The following is a 24,019-nucleotide window of genomic DNA, read 5'->3' on the forward strand; positions in this document are numbered from 1 at the left end:
TCATTTCTTGCAGTTCTAACATAGTATCAATTTTCACTTTATTTTCACATCAGACATACACAGGCTTCCTTTTCAGCGCCTGGTTGGCTATTTTCAGTAAATACTTACCATATTCATTTTTCATCATAGGTTCCGCCAAATTTAAAAGCTGCTCCCGTGATATATATCCTCTGTTAAAAGCAATCTCCTCAAGACAAGCTATTTTTAGACTTTGTCTCTTCTCTATGGTCTCAATAAACTGTGAAGCTTTTAGTAGGGATTCATGTGTGCCAGAGTCCAGCCAGGAATACCCTCTGCCAAGAATCTCAACATTTAACAGTTCTAGATGTAAATACTCTTTATTAATATCGGTAATTTCAAGTTCACCACGATCGGAAGGTCTGATTCTTTTGGCAATCTCAACAACCTTATTATCATAGAAGTAAAGTCCAGTGACTGCATAATTCGAGCGAGGTATATTTGGCTTCTCCTCAATTGATATAGCCTTTCCTCTTTCATCAAAATCAACGACACCGAATCGCTCTGGATCATTCACATAATAACCGAACACTGTCGCTCCACTGCTCCGCTCAGCCACCTTTTGAAGCATTTCTGTGAGGCCATGGCCATAGAACAGATTATCTCCTAAGATTAATGCTACAGAATCATCACCAATAAATTCTTCGGCAATAATAAAAGCTTGTGCAATCCCATCCGGAGAAAGTTGAACTGAGTAGGAAAGAGAAATACCGATATCCTTACCATCCCCCAATAATTGTTTGAATCTAGGCGTGTCCTCTGGAGTAGATATGATGAGAATGTCTTTGATTCCAGCTAACATCAAAACAGATAATGGGTAATAAATCATAGGCTTATCATATATAGGAAGCAACTGCTTCGATATCGTTTTAGTTAGTGGATATAATCTTGTTCCGCTTCCACCTGCTAAAATAATCCCTTTCAATATTGAACAGCTCCTTTACTGCTTAATGAGTTTTGCACTTTCTTTTATCACAGACGATTTTCTCATCTGAACTTCAGTTGTTAGGAAGAGTTGTTCATATTCATTTACTATTTTTGACCAGGAATATTCTTGTTCGATCCGTTGTTTTGCCTTATATGATAAACTAGCAATTACATCGGGAGAAAAGCGATCAACCCGGTTAACTATAGACGCAAGTGAGTCTTCTTGTTTATTAAAATAAACAGCCCCATCCAAAGCCACTTCTTTATTAAAATTAACATCTAGTAGCAAATTTAACTTGGTTGAGGCTAACGCTTCCAGTAAAGAAGGGTTCGTCCCTCCTACTTCGTGGCCATGCAAATAACCATACGCCAGCACCCGAATCTTTTTCAATAACTCTTGATCGTAAACAGTTCCAACAAATTTTATTCTACGATCCGTGCTAAATTGCGTGCGTTCCGATAAACCTTGGAAAAACTGATTCTGCTCCACATTTGTAATAATGACTAAGTCTTTTCTTGTATTCGATCTCATAAATTCACGAATCATTAATTCGTAATTATTTTCTGGTACAAATCTTCCTACTATTAAATAGTACTCGTTGATTCTAATACCATGCTGCGCAGTCCAAGCTTGTAATTTCTCGGAATCATCCAATAGATTTGAGTCTTCGATATCTGCACCATAAGCGATAAAAGCTGTAGTAGGGTTGTATGACTTATATTCTGACTGTATGTAGCTCTTAATACCTTTGGAATCACAGATCAATAGATCCGCATGTTTAACCATCAAGCTTTCTGACACTTTCCAATACTTTTTGATAGCGGCATTCCATTTACTTCGTTTCCATTCGTGACCATCAGGATTTACGCAAACAGTAACCCCCATTTTCTCCAATTGCCTTTTATAGAAATAAAAAAAAGGCCCTATCCGGCAGGCCAATATATATACTGTGCAATTTATTAATTTGTTTTGGCGAATATAGTCTATGCATCTGCGTATGCTCAAAACATCATACAGTACTGCTGTAGCCGCGCCAATTTTCTTGGTCTTCACATTAAAGCATCGCGCACTATTATGCTCAAATTCTTCGTTGTTATCTGCCAAACAGGATACGTGATAACGAATATTGCCATTTTGCTGCCGCACGGTAAGTTGTTCTACGAATGTTTCGAAACCGCCGTATTTGGCCGGTATTCCTTTTGAGCCTATTATGAATATGTTTTTCATGTCTATACTCCTGTTTTATAAAATTCAATCATCCGATTCGTATGTTGTTCCATTGAAAACACAAATTCACTCTGCAAAATATTTTTATTAATTTTTTCCAAGATCTCTCTATCCTTAATGATGGCTGCGATCTGTTCACGTAATTCGCTTTCTTCAGCCTTAAACACAATACCTGTTTCTCCATGAGTAATAACATCTTGTAGCCCAACATGTTCAGAAATCATTATTGGCACTCCGTGTGCTAATGCTTCTAGACCGATAAACCCGAATGTTTCTTTCCAAATGCTTGGTATAATTAGAAGGTCCGTATGTTTAAAGATACTTGAGAGTTGGTCATACCTATATCTGTCATGAAACGTATAATGATTGGGATCATTATCTACATCAGCTTTAGCTAAATCTCCATAAACATGCAGGTGCCAATTACCGCCTTTTAATTCGTTTAAAGCGTTTTGCACAAAATAAAAGCCCTTATATCGATCTACCGGTCCAAGGTAGGCGATTTGTAACGGCTTGTTTTTGTCATATTGTCGTAAAACTCTAGAATCATGAATATCACTATGTGTTATTGGAATTACTTGCCCTCGAACGTTTAAATACTTTTCAAACTCACTCTTCGCAGTTCTGCTATTAAAATGGAATAAATCAATTAAAGAAAACATTTCAATATAATATTTTCTTAAGTCTATATATTTATTTGCATGAATATTTTTCATCTCAGCATGAACTGCAACTGATTTATTTACACTAAGAACGAGGTTATTTTTACTTTTTTCACGTTGACGAATTTTCCTAACAATAGATGAATCTTTTAAAAATCGATATAACTCCGATTGCATGACAAAAATTTTAAACATACTGTAGCCATTTACATTGCAAGTAGCGCATTTCACACCAGAATTGTAGTCATAACAAATGTTACCGAGATGATCCATCAAATTAACTTTAGGACATATCCCGAAATAATCGTGAGTAGTGTATATGATCTGTATATTAAATTCTTTAGCAACTTCGATGAACTCTTTGTGAACCCCTTGAAAAGTATGAATGTGTATGGAGTCAGGTTTTACCTCATTGAAAAAAGTTTTGTAGGTACGCTTATTTACTGTCCTAATATATCTGCTCGGTTCTTTTATTCCACCCAGAAGAGGTACTGGCAATGGATTAATTATTTCATATACACCTATGTTCTTATAACTATTATTTTCAGTAATTCGAACCCCACCAACACCATAAATATGTCCAGGATAAACAAGGGAAACAGTATGGGATTGTCGTTGTTGTTCTAACATTAAATCTACTGAATACTTGGTTAATCCACCTGATCGGAATGGAGGAATGCCTAGCGTAACGTGTAAAATATTCATTAAATTTTCGACCCCACAGCCAATCGACTCTTTACTATTTTTACCGGACTACCCACTGCTACACTATATGGAGGTATATCTTTATTAACAAGTGTATTTGCTCCAATTACACATCCTTCACCAACGTTTACACCGTCTAGAAAAACTGCACCTGCACCGATCCAACAATCATCGCCAATACGAATTCCAATATTCGTAACCCCTTGCTCTTTAATCGGAATATCAAGCCTATCGAAATTATGGTTTTCAGAATGAAATCTTACATTTTGACCCATAATTACATTTTCTCCAATTTCAATGCCACCAGCAGCACCGAAGAAACTATAGTCGCCTACTCCACTGTTAGCTCCAATTTTGATCCCTTTACCTAACTTTTTTAATGTTCCAGTGCATGCAATCTTTGTGAATGAACCAATTTTCACATTCTCCTCTAATATTAGACCTTCTCTAGATAATCCTTCTAAAACAACATGATCATCTAAAGTAACGCCACTTTTTAAAGTAATAAAACTTTTATGTTTAAGTGTTACACCTTTGCCGATAAATAAAATAGAACCTGCCTCTTTTAAACCAATACGCATAAAAAATCCACGTAGTAATAGCAACCCTCTATCCCACGCAATCGATAGCAAGCTTATTATGTTTAAACTGACGTCCAGTTTATAATCGTTCTTTTTTATCTTGATAATTAAGTAATTCAATAGTTTATCCAATGTTTAACTTCTCCTTGTATCCTAAAGAATATTTAATGATATTCTTTCTTAATTCCGGTTATACTTTTAGCGCCATCAATCATTCCTTTGATAATTGAATCCACCAAATACAGTTCTCCATGAATTAGGCATTTAACAATCTGTTTCAAATCACTCATAAAATTTAATATATTGAGGAAACTTCGTTTTAGTCCGAATGAGTGAAGTTTAAACATATATATTTTATTTCTTGATATATAATAGATTCGTCTTTTTTTATACTTATATCCATCTCGAGCTAATTTCCTGCTGACTGTTACATCAGCGAAATAGTCAATTCTTAATTTATTCATACATGCTCTTAATAAAAATTCATTTTCTTCACAATACATAAAAAAATCTTCATTTAAACTCCCTATTTTTTTAATGACATCTGTTCTGATTACTAAAAAAGATCCCAATAATAAAAGTTCATTAAAATTTTTGATTTCTTCTTTTCGCCCTTCGTTTAAAGTCAATAATCTCAATACCAAGTCCCACCAAGACTTTTTAGTATATATAGAGATTTCTTGGTTTGTTTCGTGACTTACAATTCTAGGAGCAAGAATATCAACTTCATGATTAGACATATGATGGATCACATCCTGAAGAAAAAATTCACTTTGAACCACGATGTCATTATTGACTAGAATAATAAATTCCGCACTCTCATCTAAGGAGTATGCTATCCCCACATTATTACCGCCTGAATAACCTAAATTACTCGAATTCAATATCACTTTATGGTTCGGGAAGTTCTTTTCAAGCATCCTCCCTGATCCATCCTGGGAGTTATTATCAACGATAACGATTTGACAATTCGCATATTTAACTTTCTCCAAGGATTCTACGCATTCCTTAGTATCGTTATAATTATTCCAATTCAGTACTATTAAATGGACTTTTGGAACCAAGTAACTTCCCCCTGTAATTAATTCACTTTATACAACTGCATATATTTCTCCGCATTACTTTTAACCGAAAAATTCCTATTTGCGTAATCTTTACAATTTTTTGATAATGTATGATAATGATTTACTCGAATATTAATTTCATCTGAAAAAGTAAAAGGAATTCCTACATGGGTTCTCTCATTAATATATTGTAGCCCCCCTATCTGTTGATTAAATAAAATAGGTAATCCTGCAGCCATATATTCCTCCGCTTTAGATGAAAGCATAGTTCGTGCGACCCAATAGAAATCATCACCCAGTTGTTCTTCAGTCAAAGGAATTATTCCAAAGTCTGCGGCAAGAAGATATTCCAACATCTCTTCTGGCTTACAATATTTAATCATAAGCAGCTTTTCATCTATACCATATTTCCTTGCAGAATCCAAAATTAGATCTCTTCTATATTGGGTTAAAACAACTAAAATGGGATTACTTATTTGAAACGCAATTTTCTTAAAAACACTTAGCAACGCATCACTACTATGCCAGTGCCCCAAAGAACCCGAATATAAAAATATGTTATATTTTTCTAATTCTAGCTTTTTTTTATATTCCACCTTTTCTCCACGCTCACTCTGGAAATAGGGAATATTCACATTCGCATATATCAATTTTGTTTTTTCTTTTACATCAATTTTCTTTGATTCAAAATATTCGGCAAATGTATCCGATAATATGATAATTTGATCTGATAACTCCAATAAGTATCGCTCGATTTTAGACCAAATGTTATAGCTCAATGAGTCATTTTTTAACATATTGACTGTAACCATCTCACTTACATATAACCCCCTTAGATCAAAAATTACATGGATAGGAAATATTTTTTTTAGTAAACATGAAATAAGTGTTGGCAAATAACTTCTACAATGAATCACACTTATTTTCCTTTTAATAATCCGTATGGATAATAATGGAGTTGTAATCAATAAAAAATAAAATAGTAAAAATGGCTTGAGATAAAAATGACTAAATAACATAGGAATGTAGGAAATTTCTAAATCAATATTATTAATATTCATCTCAGCTTTTAATTCTGCTATCTCTCTCTCATATTGGTTCCATGTAAAATGAATTCCATTGTTGCTACGTAATAGTATAGGAAGCATGATAAATAGTGCGATGTTTTCACTACTGTCCTGGATCTTAATATTTTTTAAAAGTTCAATTACTTGATTCCTAAATATTCCGCCATCAAAAACTTTTTCAAGAATACTTACATACATAATATTTTTTTTAATATGAATCCCTCTCCCTTACAAAAGAAAAGACTTACTTCAAAACATTAGATTTATTCATCTTAATACAGATCAATATAATTATTGTAAATGAACAACACCTATGATCTTTGGCAATCCTCCCTTAGTGAGTTTTGTATTGCAATCATTATTGGCAGTTGCATCCTAAACTATGTAATACCCTTTCAATGTCATGTCTTCTGTTTAATAAAAAAAAAGCCTAATTCAGGCTCTTTTTTAAAGAATACTATTTAATGTTGGAATTTACTTGAAACTTTTTAAAAGCAGAAAACACAGCCAGTAAAATCCAAAAATACCTCATCGTCTCTAATTCATTAACCATTGTTAATTCAATTAAATACCCTGCAAAAGAAGTGAACAACACCAAATAAAAGAAATCTTTTTTCCTTTGTTTATAGATCTTAAGAAGCACTGTTAGTAAAAAAATGATTGTTACTAATAAACCAATCCAGCCTGATTCGAGCTTTGCATTTACATAGTAATTATCTACAGATTTAGAAACTGTCGCTTCGTACGGATTTATTGTGGGGAGATAAAAAATTAAGGGTTCATTTCTTATAAAACCGATCCCCTTACCGAAAACCCCATCAATACCTTCTTGATTAAATGCATATCTTACAAGTTCTTCTCTGTAAGTAAATGGCTCACTATTTTTTCCGTAATCCTCAACCAGCGAAGTACCTAAAAGCGTGTCAGATAGTGCTTTCACATTTTTACCAACGCTTGATACTAACGGTATGTCATCAGCGTATGATGTGATACTAAAGACTAAAAACGGTATACACAAGAACACTGCAGAGTAAGCAATTATTATTTTGTTCCTTAAACTTGTCATAATAAAATACACAATAAAACCAATTGCTAAAGCAATTAAAGTGGATCTCGAAGATGTAAGTAATAAATTAGTTAGAAGTAAAAACAATAAAACAACATAATATTTGAAACCAATTGTCTTCTTGTTATTCATATACTTTCTAAGCTGATAGAATACAATAGGAATGATCAGTAAAAGATATAATCCATATCCTAGTGAATGTAAGAAACTCGAAGCTACCCGCAAATCCCCTTGTCTAATGTATGTACTATACCGAATTGCTTCAGAATTTGAAGTTTCCAGCAAACTAAATACGTTAAAAGAAGTAAAATACTCTATAACACCCAACACAGCAAGTACAAATGCTGAAAAACAAAAAGTATGTAACACCTTATCCAGATAAGCACTATTTCTATTCGATTCGATATTTATGTTCATTAACACCAAATAATATAGTAATACTTTTTCAACAATTATGGAAATAGCTCCGATCATCGAAGTGAAGTCCTTGTCCATTGCGAGATGAACCAAACTCGTTGAGCAAATAACCGCAGTATAAAAGAGTATTATTGGCGCCAGCCTATCTTTTTTCATTGTATTCAACAAGAACGCTAATCGTTTTTTTAAAATTAATTGATCTATTATGAATAACAACAACAGAACTCTAAAAGCTGTAATCACCGGAAATGATCCAAATTGAACTGAAAAGTAAGCAGGCAGGAATGGAATTATACCTAAAAAATACCAAAAAGTTTTTTTGTAGTTAATCAGATAATAAACAAAGCATAATCCAGAAACTGCTATGGTGATCGGATATATTACTGAGTGTTCCATTCCTACATAAGTCAATAAAAGTGAAACAAACAATGTAGAAAAAATAAGAACGAATTGTTTTGAGTATAGTATAAGATTCTCCCCCTGCCACTATACTTTATTTTAATCCACAACTCTCTAAAGATCTTAATTTTAGATATGAGAAAATGTTCTTTTTTGATCACGAATTGGAAAATCATTTATACAATCAAATTTACTAACTACCTTCAACATTATCTCTAATTCCGAAATTAATATGCTTAGGAGCCTTAAAAAATGCCATCCTCATGTAAAAATTATTAATAAATATTGCAATTAAAAATGTCAAAGAATAACCTATTGCCAGCCCATAAACTCCGTAAAATTTAATTGATATGATATACAAAACAATGGACGCACCAAGCGTCAATAAATTAGCAAAAAAGTTGTATTTTATTTTCCCCATGCTCATTAAGGTATTTTGTTTTGGAGAATATAAACTCCAAAACAAGAGACCAGGAAGCAGCAGTTCGAAATAGAGTATAGAATGTTTATATTCATTTCCGAATGCAAATGGAATAAAGATTGGAAATAAAATTGATGAGCCTAATATAATAACTAACATTAAAAGGAGTACTCTTTTCTCGTAACGGCCCATTATTTCTTTGATTGCATTTATATCTTTTGTATTCTCCGATATATACGGAACCATAAGCTGACTAACTGTATTCGGAATTATCATAATTGTAGTGATTACTAAAGAAGCAATGCCATAATACGCAATTTCACTTTTTTCTAAATTCATAAAATTAGCTAAAATAACACCAAAAGATATTAATAGTTGCCAAGTAATGCTAGTTCCAAAAGCATACCCGCAAAATGCCATCATCTTCTTAAAATGAAGCAATTTCATTCTATTGAATACCATGTATTTCATTTCAGCTTTTAACGGAAAAAATAATAATGAAAAAGATATGAAATTCGTTAATATTAAACTCATAATATACCCTTGAAATCCTAGAAAATGTGCTGTCACAGTGCTTATTATTATGACAATTAACTTAGATATACCTTGGAGCTTCGACATAACCCTAATTCTCTTCTGTGACTGTAAATATGACATGCCGTAACTTGCAAGTACGTAAATAGGTAGCTGGATTGTATATAAAATTGTCATTTTGTTGATAACAGTGTCGGATGAAATAATTTGTTGGGAAGATAAAGCATACACAATAACTAAAACAGTAAGAGAAGTAATAATACAAAATTTGAAACCAGTAAGGAAAAGTTCCTTTTTATTATCTTCAGATATTTTTTCTGAACTTAATTTGAGTATTGCAGTATTTAATCCGAATGTAGCAACAATTAGAAATATACTAAAAAACGCTTGAATAACACGTATTCTACCAATATCATCTACCGAAAGAATGTGTGTGAGAAAAATTTGACCACTAAATCCAGCAATCTGAATAACTAAATTGGTTGAAAGCAGGTGAAAAAAACCAACCTTAAATGCTTTCTTGAATATTTTCTGAAATAATAATTTCATTGTGTCTCCTGATCCTTATTGAATAAATCCCCTCGTATCAATCACAATCTTTTCCTTAAGTAGATTCCGATCAACCGAACCGAAAGCCCTATGATCCACCAAAAGCAAAACAATATCAGAAGATCGAATCGCGTACTCTGTTGTTGTCAATTTAATATTCTCCTTTTCCAACTTCGTAGGGAGACTACTCACATGTGGCTCAACCACATACAACTGCCCAACATTACTCCTCGACAAATGCTCAACAATCTCTACAGCTGGACTTTCCCTCAAATCATCAATGTTGGCCTTAAAAGAAAGACCTAAACATGCAATAACCGGCTCCTTAAACCGTTCTGCTTTTGCTTTTACTTTTTCTACAACATATCCTGGTTTATAGTCATTAACAACACGAGCTGTCTGAATTAACTTGGCTTGCTCAGGAGCCGCATCTACAATAAACCATGGATCAACAGCGATACAATGACCACCAACTCCTGGACCAGGCTGTAATATATTAACTCGAGGATGGTGATTTGCTAAACGAATGAGTTCCCACACATTAATATCCAAGTGATCACAAATCATAGACAACTCATTTGCAAATGCTATATTAACATCACGAAAAGAATTTTCAGTTAGTTTAGCCATTTCTGCTGTCCTTGCATTAGTTTCGAGAATTTTTCCATTTACAAATTGACGATAAAACTCAACTGTTTTTACTGTAGAAGGATGATCAATACCACCAATAATCCGATCATTATCAACTAATTCTTTTAAAATGTGGCCAGGTAGAACCCGTTCAGGACAATGAGCTACATAAAACCTATCACAATTCAAGTTTACTTCTTCTGACACAATAAACTCTGGCCTTTCTTCCAATATCCATTGAGCTACTTTTTCGGTAGTACCTACTGGACTAGTAGACTCCAAAATAACTAAGTCATCTGCCTTGATATGATGAGCAATGGATCTGGTGGCATTTTCAACATATGTTAAGTCAGGTTTAAATCCATTTTTAAATGGTGTTGGTACTGAAATAATAAATATATCAGCCTCTTCAGGCTGTGTTGACGCTTTAAGTTTTCCGCTCTGCACGGCAGCTTTAACTAGAATGTCCAGATCTGGTTCATAAATATGAACCTGTCCATTATTTATCATATTCACTGCATTTTCATTAACGTCTACGCCATGAACATTATATCCCTTAGTTGCTAGTAAGCTTGCTGTAGGTAAACCAATATACCCCAAACCTACTACACATATTTTCAATTTACTCATTTGACACCTCACTTATCCTCTCACTAAAATGCATCCTTCGAACCAAATAAGACAAAAAATGTTTTGAAAATTATTTTAAAGTCGAGAAGAATACTTTTTTTGTTTATATACTCTAAATCCAACTCAACCATTCTCTCAAATCCTACTTTGTTTCTTCCACAAACTTGCCACAAACCCGTACAACCCGGCGTGATCAATAAACGTTGCTTATGATAACTGCTATAGCACTCTACTTCACGAACAAGTGGAGGTCTAGGTCCAACAAGGCTCATATCGCCTTTTAAGACATTCCAGAGTTGAGGAAGCTCATCAATACTTGTTTTCCGAATAAACTTCCCAATTTTTGTGATCCGTGGATCTTCCTTTATTTTAAACATATGACCCTCGATTTCGTTCTTAGCTAGAAGGTCCTCAAATAGTTCCTCAGCATTGCTAACCATAGATCTAAATTTATACATCTTAAATAACTTTTCATACTTACCAACTCGCTGTTGGTAGAAAAACACGGTTCCTTTTGGATCTTCTAGTTTTATAAGTACCGCAGTAATAAGAAATAATGGGAATAACAAAAGTATGCCAACACAAGCACCTACAATGTCTATTAGACGCTTAGTCAACAAGTAAAAAACACTTGGACTTTCTATTATTTTTATATATGTCTTATTAGTCCTTTTGTAATATTGGTTATTTTCTAGTAAGGGTGTATCATTAGATAGATTCGGCATTTAATCCCTCCTACCCAATTGCATGGGGCAACGTTTCTCGTTGAGCAATTTTATTTATTTCTTGAAGTAAAGGAACTCTTAGCTCATCATTTTTTAAAGCAAATTCTAATGACGTAAGAATAAATCCAAGTTTCTCACCTACATCATAGCGAGTGCCACTAAAATGATAAGCGTATACGTTTTGGATTGCGTTTAGTTTGCTAATTGCATCCGTTAGTTGAATTTCTCCCCCAGCTCCTGTTTCCTGAAGCTCAAGAAAATCAAAGATTTCAGGGGTAAGAATGTACCGTCCCATTATCGCTAAATTAGAAGGTGCTGTTCCAAATTCTGGCTTTTCTATCAAGTTTCGGACATGGTATAAGTTTTCTTCTTTACTAATAGGGTCAATAATGCCATATCTTTTAGTTTCTTGATCAGTTACTGGCTGCACACCAATCACAGAAGACTGAGTAATATCATATTGTTTCATGAGTTGTTTTAAACAAGGGATGCTAGCACTTACGATATCATCCCCTAATAGAACAGCAAAAGGCTCATTTCCAATAAAACGGCGAGCACACCATACGGCATGACCTAGTCCCTTGGCTTCTTTTTGTCGAATATAGTGAATTTCAACTTTTGCCGGTCTTAATACCTCTTCAAGAAGCTGAAGCTTTCCTTTTTCCGCTAAGTTATATTCAAGTTCAAACGCGCTATCAAAATGATCTTCAATAGCCCGTTTCCCCTTACCTGTAACGATGATAATATCCTCAATACCTGATTCAATAGCCTCTTCCACAATGTATTGAATGGTAGGCTTATCAACAATGGGAAGCATTTCCTTAGGCATCGCTTTGGTTGCTGGCAAGAATCTTGTCCCTAAACCCGCTGCAGGTATAATTGCTTTTCTTACCTTCCCCTTCATGTGTATCCCTCCATTTTTATCTATTTGTTTATAGAATTAAAAAAACCAGGCATGTTGTCTTCTACGAAAACAACACGACTCGTTTTTTTAAAAAAATAAGGGCATTGAACCCTACCTCACCCCACACCATTGATGATAAACATCTAAGGTGACAAGCACCCACAGCATGGACGAGTATCTACAGTGATAAAGGTTCAGTAGATATTACCTGAAAATAACTACATAAGTGCTACTTGGGAAACTGGAATTTTATTTACTCTCACCGTAATAGTAATAGTATGAATCTTTGTTTTTTCTATCAACATTATTAAGTACAACACCAAGTATTCTAGCTCTTACATTATCAAGGTTCTGTTTCGCCTTTAGTGCAGCATCTCTTTTCACTTTGTCGGAATCCACAACCAATATGACGCCATCAGCACGGGTGGCTATGATCTGAGAATCAGTCACCGCAATTGCCGGCGGAGCATCGATAAGAATAATATCGAATTGCTGCTTTAACTCGTCTAAAACACTTATCATCTTTTTGGAGGCAAGAATTTCTGACGGATTAGGCGGAATAGGACCAGATGTAATAATGCTTAAATTATTAATAGATGTTTCTTGCAGTACTTCTATAACAGATAACTGATTCGTTAGTAAATTGGTAAGCCCCCAACGGTTAGAAACTTGCAATGTATGATGCATTGTAGGCTTTCTAAGATCCGCATCAATGACTAATACTTTCTTATCTGCTTGAGCATAAGCTACTGCAAGATTAACTAATGTGGTTGATTTTCCTTCTCCTGGCCCTGCAGAAGTTATCATCAGCACTCTCAATTCTTCATCAATTGATGAAAACTGAATATTAGTTCTCAGTGTCCGATATGCTTCAGAAATGGGCGATTTCGGATTATGATGGGTGATAATTGGTCTTTTATTGGTTAAGTTTGACACGTGATGGCTCCCCTACCCTTTGTTCAACTGTTTTCTTATTACTAAGGCTTTGGCTTTGACTTTGAAAATCTTCCGGCTTCATCTTCGTAATCATCGTTAAGGTTGGCAATCCCAAATACTGCAGCACTTCTTCCTCTGTTTTCAACTTATCGTCCAAAAACTCCAATAGAAAGGCAATTCCTAATGCAAGCATGAGTGAAACAACAAAACTGATGGCAATGTTTAAGTTTTTATTCGGTTTTACCGGTAGCGGTTGATCGATTTCTTTTGCTTCATTCAACAGCGAGATATTATCTACTTTCATAATCTTAGGTATTTCGCTTTGAAACACTTTAGATACAGCATTTACGATATTTGCAGCTCGCTCATACGAAGGATCTTGAACGATCAGGGTCATGACTTGTGTATTATTAACCGAGCTGACTTTTACGGTCTTAACTAATTTCTCGGCGCTTATTTTCAAATCCGGGTAATCTGTAACTACTTTATCCATAATTCTAGGGGTTTTAATGATTTCCTTATATGTATCAATCAATCTAATATTCAGATTTACTGTATTAATATCGACTTGTGATAAACCAACTTGATCATTCGATTTATTAACGATTAATTTTGTCGATGCCTCGTAAACTGGTTGTATAAAAAAATAACTAATAACACCTGTTGTAATCGTAGCTAGTAAAACAATTGTGACTATCATCCACACCCTTTTCTGTATAATTTTTATATAATCCCTTAAGTCGAGTTCCATTCTGTTCCCTCCGTATCTTTTCTGTCGATAAGTGTCGGTATTTATGAAAATTCAAGGAACCCCCCTCTAATATAAGAGGAGGATTCCTCAAGTCCTTATTTATTCAATAAACGATAAATTACTACAGCTGCTTGAGCACGAGTCGAATTTGCATTAGGATTGAAAACATTGCCCTCTTCACCGATAATGATTCCTTCACTTGCTGCAAGTGCAACACCATTTTTCAAAGAGCTGTTAATTTCATTTGAGTCAGCGAATCCTTTAAGAGCTTCATCAACCTTCGCTGGAGTGAGAGAAACTCCCTTGAGAGATAGCGCTCTGGAAGACATAACCGCCATTTCAGCACGTGTAATCTTCCCATTCGGATCGAATTTACCTGGTTCTTTGCCGTCTACAATCCCGTTCTTAACAGCAGAAGCAACATATACCTTGTACCAATCTTGATCATTTACATCATCAAAGTTTTCCGTTGCATTTGCGTTTTCCAAAGCAAATGTTTTGACGATCATTTTTGCAAATTCAGCACGTGTCACGAACCCATTTGGATCAAAGGCATTCTCAGCACGTCCTTCTAAAATCCCTTTCGCAGCTGCAACTTGAATTTGTCTGCCTGCCCACGCTTTTACTGAAGTTGTATCTTCAAAAGAAACTTGATTTTCTACGACAGTATACGTGGAGAAGGAGTTACGAACGCCTTTGAATGCCCCATTCTCATAACTTCCGCCGTAAAACTCTAATTTTCCATCTACGATTTTTGCCAATGACAGTAGTTCTGTATCGTATTTGTTACCGTTAGGTACCGGAATAGTTACTTCAACTGGTTTATTAAAGCTTGTTACTTTGCTACCGCCTGATGCAAATTCAAATTCATAGACACCGGATGCTACAGGTAACTGTGTTACACTCGTTGCGAATGATGTATCTTGGTTAGTCACCTTGAGGGTTGTATCTGCACCAAATTCAGCTGGACTAACTACGAGTGATAGACCATTCATAGAAATTGCGATCGTATCTATACCATTTGTGATCGCAGCTGCTAATAGTTCTTTTGCTAAAGGAATCTCTGTTGTTTTCGCATCAATGGCACCGAAATTAAGAGTAAGCTGAACTTTTACTTCCTTCGCATCCGGATTCAACGCCTTCAATTGATCGTTAAGCGCTTTGGCTTGTGCAGCAATGTTCTTCAGCTTGCTTACGAGTTCAGACACATTCAATTGCGGCCTCGCCGTATCGCCTTGGACTTTAATCAGAGATTTAAGATCTAAAGTTGCCAATTGCTTAACAGCATTCTCGACTTTGGTTTGAGCTTCTTTAAAGATCTCCTGCTTTCTTGCTTCGCTGGCCCCGTTCAATTCCTTCAATAAGCTACTTAAATCCGGTTTTGTTGGATCAGACGTAGTAGGCGGAGTTATGACACCGCCACCGCCACCACCACCGCCGGTACTAGGACCAGGATTTGTAGTAGAAGGATATAAAGTTATTACATCCTTAGAAATATAGAGCAATAATCCCATTTTCGTATCTCGCGCTTCTATTTTAGCGGAAGCTTGAGTAGTTCCAGTCAATACCAAAGCTTTAGCCACTCCGTCATATTTAATACCGGAACCAATAGCACTCCATTTAAGTAAATTTGAAGGCAATGGATACTCTTGGTTGTTATAAGTCACACTCAGAGCAGGTAATTCCACAGACGATGTACTTCCATTGCTTCTTGTATATTTAATTCTGTCTCCTAGCAGGTACCTTAACCCAGCAGACTCAACAGCTGTCCTAGCATCCTTGGCATTTGTTGAGTTCGATTGTGCATCGACATAATTTGCGATTTTGTTTTGCACAGCGTTCAGATCACCTAAAGTGATATCGTACTTGTTCAATAACTTAGAAATAAGCAGATCACTGTGTGCTTCTATTACATCTTTGGTAACAATATCATTAATTTCTTTTTTGATTGTTTCTGTATCAACTGCGCCACCAATAATGATGACCTCAGCCACTTTTGCCAGAAGCTCATCTTTTTTGCTGTTCAAAGCATCGAGTGCTGCTTGTTGGAATGCGATAATGTCACTCTTTTTCAAACCGTCTGGTTCATCAATACCCGGAAGACCGACTGATGTGAACAATAAACTGATCGCTGTTCGGTTGTTCTCGTCCTGGATCAAGTTGTCAATGGAGTTATAGTCTCCTAAAAACAAGTCTAAGGCATTGATAAGTTGAGCAGTGGCTGCGTACTGTAAAGATGGAGCATTATTTTTAATTTTGTCCCAGACTTCTGCCGTCAATTGATGCTGCAAGTTCTTATCTGTAATAGGATGATCTTTTACGTATTGTTTAACTGAATTCACACTAGCAAGTCCTACCGTATCTTTTGCTAATTCAGCATGTAAAGCATCTAGTTGATCTAGAACTGTATTCGCTGAAGCTGCATTAACTGTGAAACCAAGCTTGCTTGCCAACCCTTTCTCACTTAATGGAAGTCCAGCAATAGATGCAAACATCATGCTTGCTGCCAATGTAGTTACGGTTACTTTCTTTTTCATCGTCATGCTAAAATTCACCTCAATTAATTTAGTTAACTTATTTATTAGATTTCCAAAACTGAAACCACTTTGGTTTCCCCCAAACAGGTTGATATCTCTCGATTTCTAGGTCATGGATGATACTGTTTGCGTTATTTTGGAAGGTGTTCACGAGATCGATCCCCAGCTTTTCTTGCAATATGTCATAAGCCCCGGCAAGAGCAAATGCTCGATTTGTTGTATTATGAGCATCTGATGAAATGAAATGTGACAAATGATTTTTGCACAGATCCAGCGAAAAGGTTTGAATGGATTTGCCGAAGCTTCCTATTAGTGAATGGGCTGTTATTTGGGATAAAGCACCTAGCTGAATTAACTCGAGAAGTTTCAAGGGATTCTCAGCTATCTCCCGATTTCTCTCTGGATGAGCAATAATGGGTACTATGTTCATTAAGCTCAGCTCGTGCAGCAGTTCATGAGTACCTATTGATATCCGGTCAGAAGGGAGCTCTAACAACATATATCGAGAACCATTTAGCGTAGAAGTTTTCTTGGCTTCAATATCCTCAATTAATCCACGGTATACCCGCACTTCTTGACCAGCTAGTACACAAAGCGGAATATTCCTTTTTTCAAGCTCTTCACGGAATAATTTCACACGCAATTCAACAAATTCAATCTCATTTGTAAACTTGCCATTCTCATGATGAGGAGTAGCAATAACAGAGTGTATGCCCTGTACGACAGCTTGCTTAGCCATCGAAATGGAGTTCTCCAAGTCGCAGGACCCATCATCAACACCTGGTAGTATATGACTATGTATATCAATCATTAGGAACCTCATTTTGCTACTAAATAGTAAATAAGTCACAACAAAAGACAATTAACAACACTTTTTTTATTAAATACTCTCTGCAGTTTAGCATATTTGTAATATCCTGCCTACTGCAAATGCCAGGATATTTGAACTACTATCAGAACTTAATCATATCTTTAACTAATCTTTATAATATAAAAAAGGGATATAATATTTCGAAATTTTCCATGAATCTCCCAACTTTAAATGACCATAGACCTATTTACAATATATTATCCCAAGATACACGCATATTCGACATTTACCGACATTATATGCTACTTTCAAAGAGCTGAAATCCACTTTTTATTTATTAGACTATTCTGTCTATAATAACCAATTCTATTATCCCTTAAAGAAATCCAATTTAAAAAAGCCCCAATTAATTGTTCACAAAATTGAGGCTTGCTTTATTGAAAGTTTTAGAAATAACCTATTTTTTCCGAACACTCATAAGATCGCAAAGCCCAACAAAAAAAACAATAATCGTCGTCATAACAATAAATCGAAAATCCCAGGCATTGGGGAAATCATTCACTTTGGTTCCCGTTACACGCAAAATGATGACAAATAAGAGGAGGAGCAAATCAAAAAACATGCAATACGCCATACGGGCTGAAAGCTTGTGAAGGGGAAGTTTGTCCATCATCCTGCCAAATCCGAAAAGATCGGATGATTTGCTCGGTTCATTGGATTTATTCTGGGGGGAATTGTCCTTTGGAGGTTCAGTGTTCGGCTTTTGTTCGTTTGTCATCCTTTTTTACAGATCGTTGAATGGCCTCGTTGACGTCCAGCACATCCAACCACATTAGCATAGCTGCGCCGAAACAAAATCCGATTATGCATATCCCCCCAAAGTTTGATAATATATTCATTTGCCAAGTCATGAGCGCAGCCATTAAGCTTATAAAAAACAAGAAAATAATCCCCGTTTTTTTCATGAAGTTCCCGTTCATTATCTGTTACACCTCCCTTGCTCGAAGTTAAAATAGTATATGATAGATTGCTAGATTCCGTGTTCCTATTTACCGTATAAGTACAGATATAGCTAACATACCTGCTAAGAATTCAGCGTTACTGGGTCACTTGGCGGAGAGGTGCAACCTCATACTAGAAGTTGGCCTGCAGGGCAACTTTGGGAACTACAGGCCGCTATTCCAGCAAATCCAGCCCGGTTCCGCGTCTGAGCGGAATTACGGGGCTTTATTTCCTCCCAAACGCGCTGCTTTCCCTTGGAATAGCAAAATAGCGTCCACTAGTTCCCTTACCCTAGCCCAAGTGGTTGTTTGGGCTGAAATAGCGTCCTGCAGTTCCCTCGGCGAGCAGAGGGAACCGTTGGACGTTGGAGGTGGCGTTAACACCTCCTCCGCCGTTTAGCTTATTAAGAGCGCAATAGCAGCGAATTTTCATCCTTGAAGACACGTACGCTGCTAAGAATTCAGCGTTACTGGGACACTTGGCGGAGAATACCCCACACCAATAAAAAAGCCCGAAGCGCCACCCGCGCTTCAGGCTTAAATTATCTGTTCAGCAAGCTTCCCACATACCGCAGCAACTCATTGGCGCACACAGGGCAATACCCGTGCTCATCAATTAACTGCTTCGTCACATCGTTAATTTTCTTCAGCTGCTTCTCATCCGGTGTTTTCGACGATGTCGTAATCTTCACGATGTCTTTCAGATCGGCAAACAGCTTCTTCTCAATGGCTTCACGCAGGCGTTCGTGGCTGCTGTAATCGAATTTCCGACCTTTCCGCGAATAGGAGGAAATACGGATTAGAATTTCTTCCCGGAACGCTTTTTTCGCATTTTCGGAAATGCCGATTTGTTCCTCAATGGAGCGCATCAAGCGCTCATCCGGATCCATCTCCTCACCGGTGAGCGGATCCTTGATTTTGCCCCAGTTGCAGTAAGCCTCAATATTATCGAGATAGTTGTCGAAAATGGTTTTGGCCGACTCTTCGAAGGAATAGACGAAGGCTTTTTGCACTTCTTTTTTGGCGATATCATCGTATTCTTTACGCGCGACGGAAATGAAGTTGAGGTACCGTTCACGCTCATCCTTCGTAATCGACGGATGCTGATCCAGGCCATCTTTGAGGGCACGCAAGACATCCAGCGCGTTAATGCACTGAAGATCCTGCCTGATCAGAGCGCTCGAAATCCGGTTGATGACATAACGTGGATCGATACCGCTCATGCCTTCTTCTTGGAATTCATTTTGCATTTCTTTCAGATCAGCCTCTTTATAGCCTTCGACGACTTCGCCGTCGTACATCCGCATCTTTTTGACCAAATCCATCCCTTGCTTCTTCGTTTCCTTCAAACGGGTCATGATGGAGAAGATGGCAGCCACACGTAACGAGTGCGGGGCTGTGTGAATGTGCGACATATCGCTCTGTCCGATGAGCTTGTAGTAAATTTTCTCTTCATCGGATACCCGAAGGTTATACGGAATCGGCATGACAATCATCCTGGATTGCAACGCTTCATTCTTTTTATTGGCAATAAAGGATTTGTACTCCGTTTCATTCGTATGCGCAACGATCAACTCGTCGGCACTAATGAGCGCGAAGCGGCCCGCTTTGAAATTCCCCTCCTGCGTTAGTGAGAGTAAGTTCCAGAGGAACTTCTCATCGCATTTCAGCATTTCCTGGAACTCCATGATCCCGCGATTGGCCTTATTGAGCTCCCCATCGAACCGGTAAGCACGCGGATCGGACTCGGAACCGAACTCCGTGATCGTCGAGAAGTCGATGCTACCCGTCAGATCGGCGATATCTTGTGATTTGGGATCCGATGGACTGAACGTCCCGATACCGACACGGCCTTCCTCGGATACAAATACACGCTCCACCAAGACGTCTTCAATGCATCCGTTGTAGTCAGTTTTCAAACGCATTTGGCAGGACGGGCATAAGCTGCCTTCGATTTTCACATTTAACTCTCGCTCGATTTCGGGGCGCAATTCCATCGGAATAAGATGAAGCGGCTCCTCGTGCATCGGGCACCCTTTGATTGCATAGACGGCCCCTAAGTCTGTTTTGGCAAACTGCTCCAACCCACGTTTTAGCATTGTCACAATTGTGGATTTACCACCGCTTACAGGACCCATTAGTAGCAAAATACGTTTACGAACATCCAATCGACGGGCAGCGGAGTGGAAATATTCTTCTACCAGCTTCTCAATCGCTCGATCCAGACCAAAAATCTCTTGGTTGAAAAATTTGTAAGACTTGTGCCCGGATTGATCATTAATCCCTTGCGAAGCAATCATATCATAGACTCTGGAATGTGCAGTTCTTGCGAGTCCAGGATTTTTGCGAAGCAATTCTATGTACTCCGCGAACGTACCGGTCCAGCTCAATGCATCCTTCTCCGTACGATGCTCCGAAATTCTTTTGAATATGTCCATGGGTACCTCCTTTCACTGCTGCCTTTCAAAATATAGGTCAGCTCGTGATGGTGAATTGTGTACTACAATCCTATGCACCCACAGAAGAGAACTTGCCCGAAATTTTTATGAGAATTGGTTTTCATAAGAAAGAAAGTGCGCCCTGCTAATCCGGTTACCTGCACCTACTCCAGCTTTTGAGGCAAAGCCGGCATGGCCATAATCATCTTGGTGCCTTGTTCAAGCTTGCTTTCAATTCGCAGCCCATACTGCTCTCCATAGACCATTTGAATCCTGCGATGAACGTTCAAAACGCCGATGCCGCCCTTTTTACCCGCTTCATCCACTTCGCCGTCCGCAAGTCGATTGGTATTCAGCTTCTCCCGGAGCTGCGTAAGCTTCGCTTCTGACATCCCGGCCCCATTATCCTCCACACTGATCCAAAAGATGCCCTCATGAACGCCGCCATCGATCCGGACAATATGATAATCTTCCAGGCCGTCCGGGAAGGCATGTTGGAACACATTTTCAACCAGCGGCTGCAGCGTTAGACGCACCATGACATGAAGCAAATATTCAGGTCTAATCGCCACATCAATCTCGAACTCCCGGCCTATGCGATGCCTTAATACGACCAAATAATACATAACGTGCTTTAACTCGTTCGCTACTGTGATTTCCTCAAGGTTCGTCTGAACGGAGTAGCGCAGCATATAAGCCAATGCTTTCACAATTTCAGAAATCTCCTCAGAATCCTGAATAGTGGCATAGCAAACGATTGTTTCCAGCGTGTTATACATAAAATGGGGATTGATCTGCAGCTGAAGCGATTGAAATTCAGCCTTCTGGCGTTCCATCCGAATTTCGGAATTGCTTAATTCCACTTGCACTACACGGTCTACGGCTTCCGAAAGCCGCTTGACCATCAAATTATAACGGACCATCAGCTCGACAATTTCATCGCGGTGAGGCGGCAGCGGAATTGTCGCCCAATTCCCTTTCTCCGTCTCCCGCATGCCTGATTTGAGCGTTTGCACGGGTTTAGCAATGGATTTGCCGAATCGGTAGGCGAGCAGCATCGCCAAGATCAAAGTGAACAATCCGACGACCAGCGTTGTCGAGCGGATGTTGGAGAGCGGCTTGCGCAGCTCGCGAAGCGGCATGGACACAACAAGCTGCCAATCGGAAAACTCCGATTTGCGGCTTACATACATGCGCTCATCACCTTCATAGGCGTCAGCAAAGGAATGCGAATCGGCTTGATTCAGCTTATCAAAAAAAGCTTTCGGCACACTCGTGCCGACTTTTAACCCGTCAGGGTGATAAATGTAACGCCCTTTGTCATCAATGATAAATAAATACCCATATTTCCCCAAATCAATACCTTTCCATAAGGCGGATAGATCGGCAGACCGCATCTCAATCGCAAGCAAACCCGACAATTCCGGTGACGTGTAGCCGCGAATACGACGGACGATCGTTAGCATTTGATTCTCTTGCCCTTCAATGATCGTGTGATTCAGGATGCTTAATTGTCCGTTAGCCGTCGTATTGGCGAGGAAATAATCGCGCTGCTTTTGGATATCTTCGGCATTAAAGGATTGTTCATTCACATTATTATAATAATAAACCGCATTCTTCTTATCGCTGATCAGATAGACAGAAGCAAGTTTGGGATTACGTATAAATAAAGGGTCTACGCTAACTTCCCGGATTGTTTTACGATACAAATAGTAGTCATATTCTTCTCTTGTGGCAGGCAGATCAATGAACTCCATAATCTGTCTATTTGTTAACAGCGAGACAATCGAGCGCTCGTAGTCCTTCAGATACAGATCGGTATGGTGAACGGCGTTGCCGGCAATTTGATCCATTTGATTTTCTACCATTTCTTCCAGTTCTCCAGAAGTAATCATATAGGAGAAGAAACCTACACAGCTGAGCGAAAGAACAATAACAATGAGGAAATATGCAAATATTTTCTTCGTGAAACCTCTGATCTTCATTTGATACCTAGACTGGCGCGGTATTCCGTTGGAGAAACACCGACAATTTTCTTAAAGGTTTTTGTAAAATGGGGGTAATCGTCATACCCTACATCCGCTGCAACATCAACGATTCGAACATGCGGTGCGGACAGCATTTCTTTCGCCTTCGCCATTCGCTTGTTAATCCGGTACTGTACGAAGGTCTCTTGCGTGATTTTTTTGAAAAGCGAGCTGAAATACGTCGGCGTCAGTCCAACCATAGCCGCGACTTGATCCAAAGAAATATCCTCTGACAATCGGCTGTCGATATACGCCTTGGCTTCTTCCATCGGATCTTTGAAATGACCGCTGCGGACTGCATGCAGCCCGCTGATCATGTTCAAAAGACCTTTCTCAAAAGCGTCCAACGCTTCTTTGACGCTATCCGCCTGCAGATGAGCCGGAACGGACGCAGGCGAGTAATGGCGTGCTTGAAAGCGTTTCACAAGAAGCGCATTACAATCATCCAGCAGCTCTTTCAGCTGGGCCAGCGAGATATTCGCCGACAGGCAATATTCCCGCCAGCCTGTGATAAGGTGCTTGATTTCCTCCATTTGCAACGCCCATATTTGCTGTTCCATCTGATCGATCCACTCGATATAGCGGGAAGGGGATAAATAACCGTGTTTTGGTTTTTTGATCAGCTGATCCAGCATGTCATGGACATCGCTTTTGGTAGCCGGTTTCAATAAATAGTGCCTGACACCGTAATTCATACTCTTTTGTGCATATTCAAAGTCATTGTAACCGGATATGACAACGGTTTTGATATGAGGGAACTCCTCATGAATGATTTTGCATAATTCCAGTCCGTCCATTTTGGGCATGCGAACATCCGTCAACACCAGATCAGGCTCTGACGCCCGAATTTGCTCCAAAGCAGCTTCGCCGTTTTCGGCCGTCTGAATTTTGGAGAAAGCGGGGACGTACAGTTCCGCCATTTTTACCATCCCTCTGCGAATAACAGGTTCATCGTCCACGATCAGTACATGCATGTCCAGACCTCCTCATG

General features: G+C 38.1%; 20 protein-coding genes. All 20 read right to left on the minus strand.

Annotated elements, in window-relative coordinates; translation table 11 throughout:
* Positions 1-49 precede the first annotated feature (49 nt).
* Positions 50-943, minus strand: a complete 894-nt coding sequence (gene rfbA / locus ACUN27_RS30610; RefSeq protein WP_445560145.1) for a glucose-1-phosphate thymidylyltransferase RfbA — start codon at positions 941-943, stop codon at positions 50-52.
* Positions 944-958: 15 nt separating this feature from the next.
* Positions 959-2,173, minus strand: coding sequence for a beta 1-4 rhamnosyltransferase Cps2T (gene cps2T / locus ACUN27_RS30615; protein ID WP_445560146.1), 1,215 nt, complete (start codon positions 2,171-2,173; stop codon positions 959-961).
* A gap of 2 nt (positions 2,174-2,175) precedes the next feature.
* Positions 2,176-3,540 carry a glycosyltransferase gene (locus tag ACUN27_RS30620; RefSeq protein WP_445560147.1) on the minus strand — a complete coding sequence of 455 codons (1,365 nt, stop codon included), beginning with the start codon at positions 3,538-3,540 and terminating at the stop codon, positions 2,176-2,178.
* Positions 3,540-4,253 (minus strand): acyltransferase, encoded by a 714-nt coding sequence (locus ACUN27_RS30625; protein ID WP_445560148.1) that lies wholly within the window; start codon positions 4,251-4,253, stop codon positions 3,540-3,542. Before ACUN27_RS30625 ends, ACUN27_RS30620 begins: the two co-directional genes overlap by 1 nt.
* A 32-nt stretch (positions 4,254-4,285) precedes the next feature.
* Positions 4,286-5,185 (minus strand): glycosyltransferase family 2 protein, encoded by a 900-nt coding sequence (locus ACUN27_RS30630; RefSeq protein ID WP_445560149.1) that lies wholly within the window; start codon positions 5,183-5,185, stop codon positions 4,286-4,288.
* 17 nt (positions 5,186-5,202) lie between these two features.
* Positions 5,203-6,450 (minus strand): glycosyltransferase, encoded by a 1,248-nt coding sequence (locus tag ACUN27_RS30635; protein WP_445560150.1) that lies wholly within the window; start codon positions 6,448-6,450, stop codon positions 5,203-5,205.
* 259 nt (positions 6,451-6,709) lie between these two features.
* Entirely contained in the window at positions 6,710-8,164 is a 1,455-nt protein-coding gene (locus tag ACUN27_RS30640; protein WP_445560151.1) for an O-antigen ligase family protein, read from the minus strand.
* A 163-nt stretch (positions 8,165-8,327) separates the two neighbouring features.
* A complete protein-coding gene (locus ACUN27_RS30645) occupies positions 8,328-9,638 on the minus strand; it encodes an oligosaccharide flippase family protein (RefSeq protein ID WP_445560152.1) in 1,311 nt (436 codons plus the stop codon).
* Positions 9,639-9,653: 15 nt separating this feature from the next.
* Positions 9,654-10,898 (minus strand): UDP-N-acetyl-D-mannosamine dehydrogenase, encoded by a 1,245-nt coding sequence (gene wecC, locus ACUN27_RS30650; protein WP_445560153.1) that lies wholly within the window; start codon positions 10,896-10,898, stop codon positions 9,654-9,656.
* A 23-nt stretch (positions 10,899-10,921) separates the two neighbouring features.
* Positions 10,922-11,623 carry a sugar transferase gene (locus ACUN27_RS30655; protein WP_445560154.1) on the minus strand — a complete coding sequence of 234 codons (702 nt, stop codon included), beginning with the start codon at positions 11,621-11,623 and terminating at the stop codon, positions 10,922-10,924.
* 10 nt (positions 11,624-11,633) lie between these two features.
* A complete protein-coding gene (galU, locus tag ACUN27_RS30660; protein WP_445560155.1) occupies positions 11,634-12,527 on the minus strand; it encodes a UTP--glucose-1-phosphate uridylyltransferase GalU in 894 nt (297 codons plus the stop codon).
* A 249-nt stretch (positions 12,528-12,776) separates the two neighbouring features.
* On the minus strand, positions 12,777-13,463 hold the full coding sequence (locus tag ACUN27_RS30665) for a CpsD/CapB family tyrosine-protein kinase (protein ID WP_445560156.1): 687 nt from the start codon (positions 13,461-13,463) through the stop codon (positions 12,777-12,779).
* A complete protein-coding gene (locus ACUN27_RS30670) occupies positions 13,444-14,214 on the minus strand; it encodes a YveK family protein (RefSeq protein ID WP_445560157.1) in 771 nt (256 codons plus the stop codon). The genes ACUN27_RS30665 and ACUN27_RS30670 overlap by 20 nt, the downstream gene beginning before the upstream one ends.
* Positions 14,215-14,309: 95 nt before the next feature.
* Positions 14,310-16,757 carry an S-layer homology domain-containing protein gene (locus tag ACUN27_RS30675; RefSeq protein WP_445560158.1) on the minus strand — a complete coding sequence of 816 codons (2,448 nt, stop codon included), beginning with the start codon at positions 16,755-16,757 and terminating at the stop codon, positions 14,310-14,312.
* 31 nt (positions 16,758-16,788) lie between these two features.
* The gene (locus ACUN27_RS30680; RefSeq protein ID WP_445560678.1) at positions 16,789-17,574 is read right to left on the minus strand and encodes a tyrosine-protein phosphatase; all 786 of its coding nucleotides are present in this window, start codon (positions 17,572-17,574) and stop codon (positions 16,789-16,791) included.
* Between the two features lie 445 nt (positions 17,575-18,019).
* Complete coding sequence (locus ACUN27_RS30685) at positions 18,020-18,340, minus strand: hypothetical protein (RefSeq protein ID WP_445560159.1); 321 nt, start codon at positions 18,338-18,340, stop codon at positions 18,020-18,022.
* On the minus strand, positions 18,312-18,527 hold the full coding sequence (locus ACUN27_RS30690; protein WP_445560160.1) for a hypothetical protein: 216 nt from the start codon (positions 18,525-18,527) through the stop codon (positions 18,312-18,314). Before ACUN27_RS30690 ends, ACUN27_RS30685 begins: the two co-directional genes overlap by 29 nt.
* Positions 18,528-19,105: 578 nt before the next feature.
* A complete protein-coding gene (locus tag ACUN27_RS30695) occupies positions 19,106-21,001 on the minus strand; it encodes a PrkA family serine protein kinase (protein ID WP_157319472.1) in 1,896 nt (631 codons plus the stop codon).
* Positions 21,002-21,165: 164 nt separating this feature from the next.
* Positions 21,166-22,986 (minus strand): cache domain-containing sensor histidine kinase, encoded by a 1,821-nt coding sequence (locus tag ACUN27_RS30700; RefSeq protein WP_445560161.1) that lies wholly within the window; start codon positions 22,984-22,986, stop codon positions 21,166-21,168.
* Positions 22,983-24,002, minus strand: coding sequence for a response regulator transcription factor (locus tag ACUN27_RS30705; RefSeq protein WP_315953423.1), 1,020 nt, complete (start codon positions 24,000-24,002; stop codon positions 22,983-22,985). The genes ACUN27_RS30700 and ACUN27_RS30705 overlap by 4 nt, the downstream gene beginning before the upstream one ends.
* Positions 24,003-24,019 lie beyond the last annotated feature (17 nt).

The sequence above is a fragment of the Paenibacillus sp. WC2504 genome (assembly GCF_052682475.1).

What these genes read in the sequence shown, in the direction of transcription:
- cps2T (WP_445560146.1), bottom strand. Translation starts at nt 2,173, where the DNA reads ATGAAAAACATATTCATAATAGGCTCAAAAGGAATACCGGCCAAATAC.
- ACUN27_RS30620 (WP_445560147.1), bottom strand. Translation starts at nt 3,540, where the DNA reads ATGAATATTTTACACGTTACGCTAGGCATTCCTCCATTCCGATCAGGT.
- ACUN27_RS30635 (WP_445560150.1), bottom strand. Translation starts at nt 6,450, where the DNA reads ATGTATGTAAGTATTCTTGAAAAAGTTTTTGATGGCGGAATATTTAGG.
- ACUN27_RS30645 (WP_445560152.1), bottom strand. Translation starts at nt 9,638, where the DNA reads ATGAAATTATTATTTCAGAAAATATTCAAGAAAGCATTTAAGGTTGGT.
- wecC (WP_445560153.1), bottom strand. Translation starts at nt 10,898, where the DNA reads ATGAGTAAATTGAAAATATGTGTAGTAGGTTTGGGGTATATTGGTTTA.
- ACUN27_RS30655 (WP_445560154.1), bottom strand. Translation starts at nt 11,623, where the DNA reads ATGCCGAATCTATCTAATGATACACCCTTACTAGAAAATAACCAATAT.
- galU (WP_445560155.1), bottom strand. Translation starts at nt 12,527, where the DNA reads ATGAAGGGGAAGGTAAGAAAAGCAATTATACCTGCAGCGGGTTTAGGG.
- ACUN27_RS30670 (WP_445560157.1), bottom strand. Translation starts at nt 14,214, where the DNA reads ATGGAACTCGACTTAAGGGATTATATAAAAATTATACAGAAAAGGGTG.
- ACUN27_RS30675 (WP_445560158.1), bottom strand. Translation starts at nt 16,757, where the DNA reads ATGACGATGAAAAAGAAAGTAACCGTAACTACATTGGCAGCAAGCATG.
- ACUN27_RS30680 (WP_445560678.1), bottom strand. Translation starts at nt 17,574, where the DNA reads ATGAGGTTCCTAATGATTGATATACATAGTCATATACTACCAGGTGTT.
- ACUN27_RS30685 (WP_445560159.1), bottom strand. Translation starts at nt 18,340, where the DNA reads ATGACAAACGAACAAAAGCCGAACACTGAACCTCCAAAGGACAATTCC.
- ACUN27_RS30690 (WP_445560160.1), bottom strand. Translation starts at nt 18,527, where the DNA reads ATGAAAAAAACGGGGATTATTTTCTTGTTTTTTATAAGCTTAATGGCT.
- ACUN27_RS30695 (WP_157319472.1), bottom strand. Translation starts at nt 21,001, where the DNA reads ATGGACATATTCAAAAGAATTTCGGAGCATCGTACGGAGAAGGATGCA.
- ACUN27_RS30700 (WP_445560161.1), bottom strand. Translation starts at nt 22,986, where the DNA reads ATGAAGATCAGAGGTTTCACGAAGAAAATATTTGCATATTTCCTCATT.
- ACUN27_RS30705 (WP_315953423.1), bottom strand. Translation starts at nt 24,002, where the DNA reads ATGCATGTACTGATCGTGGACGATGAACCTGTTATTCGCAGAGGGATG.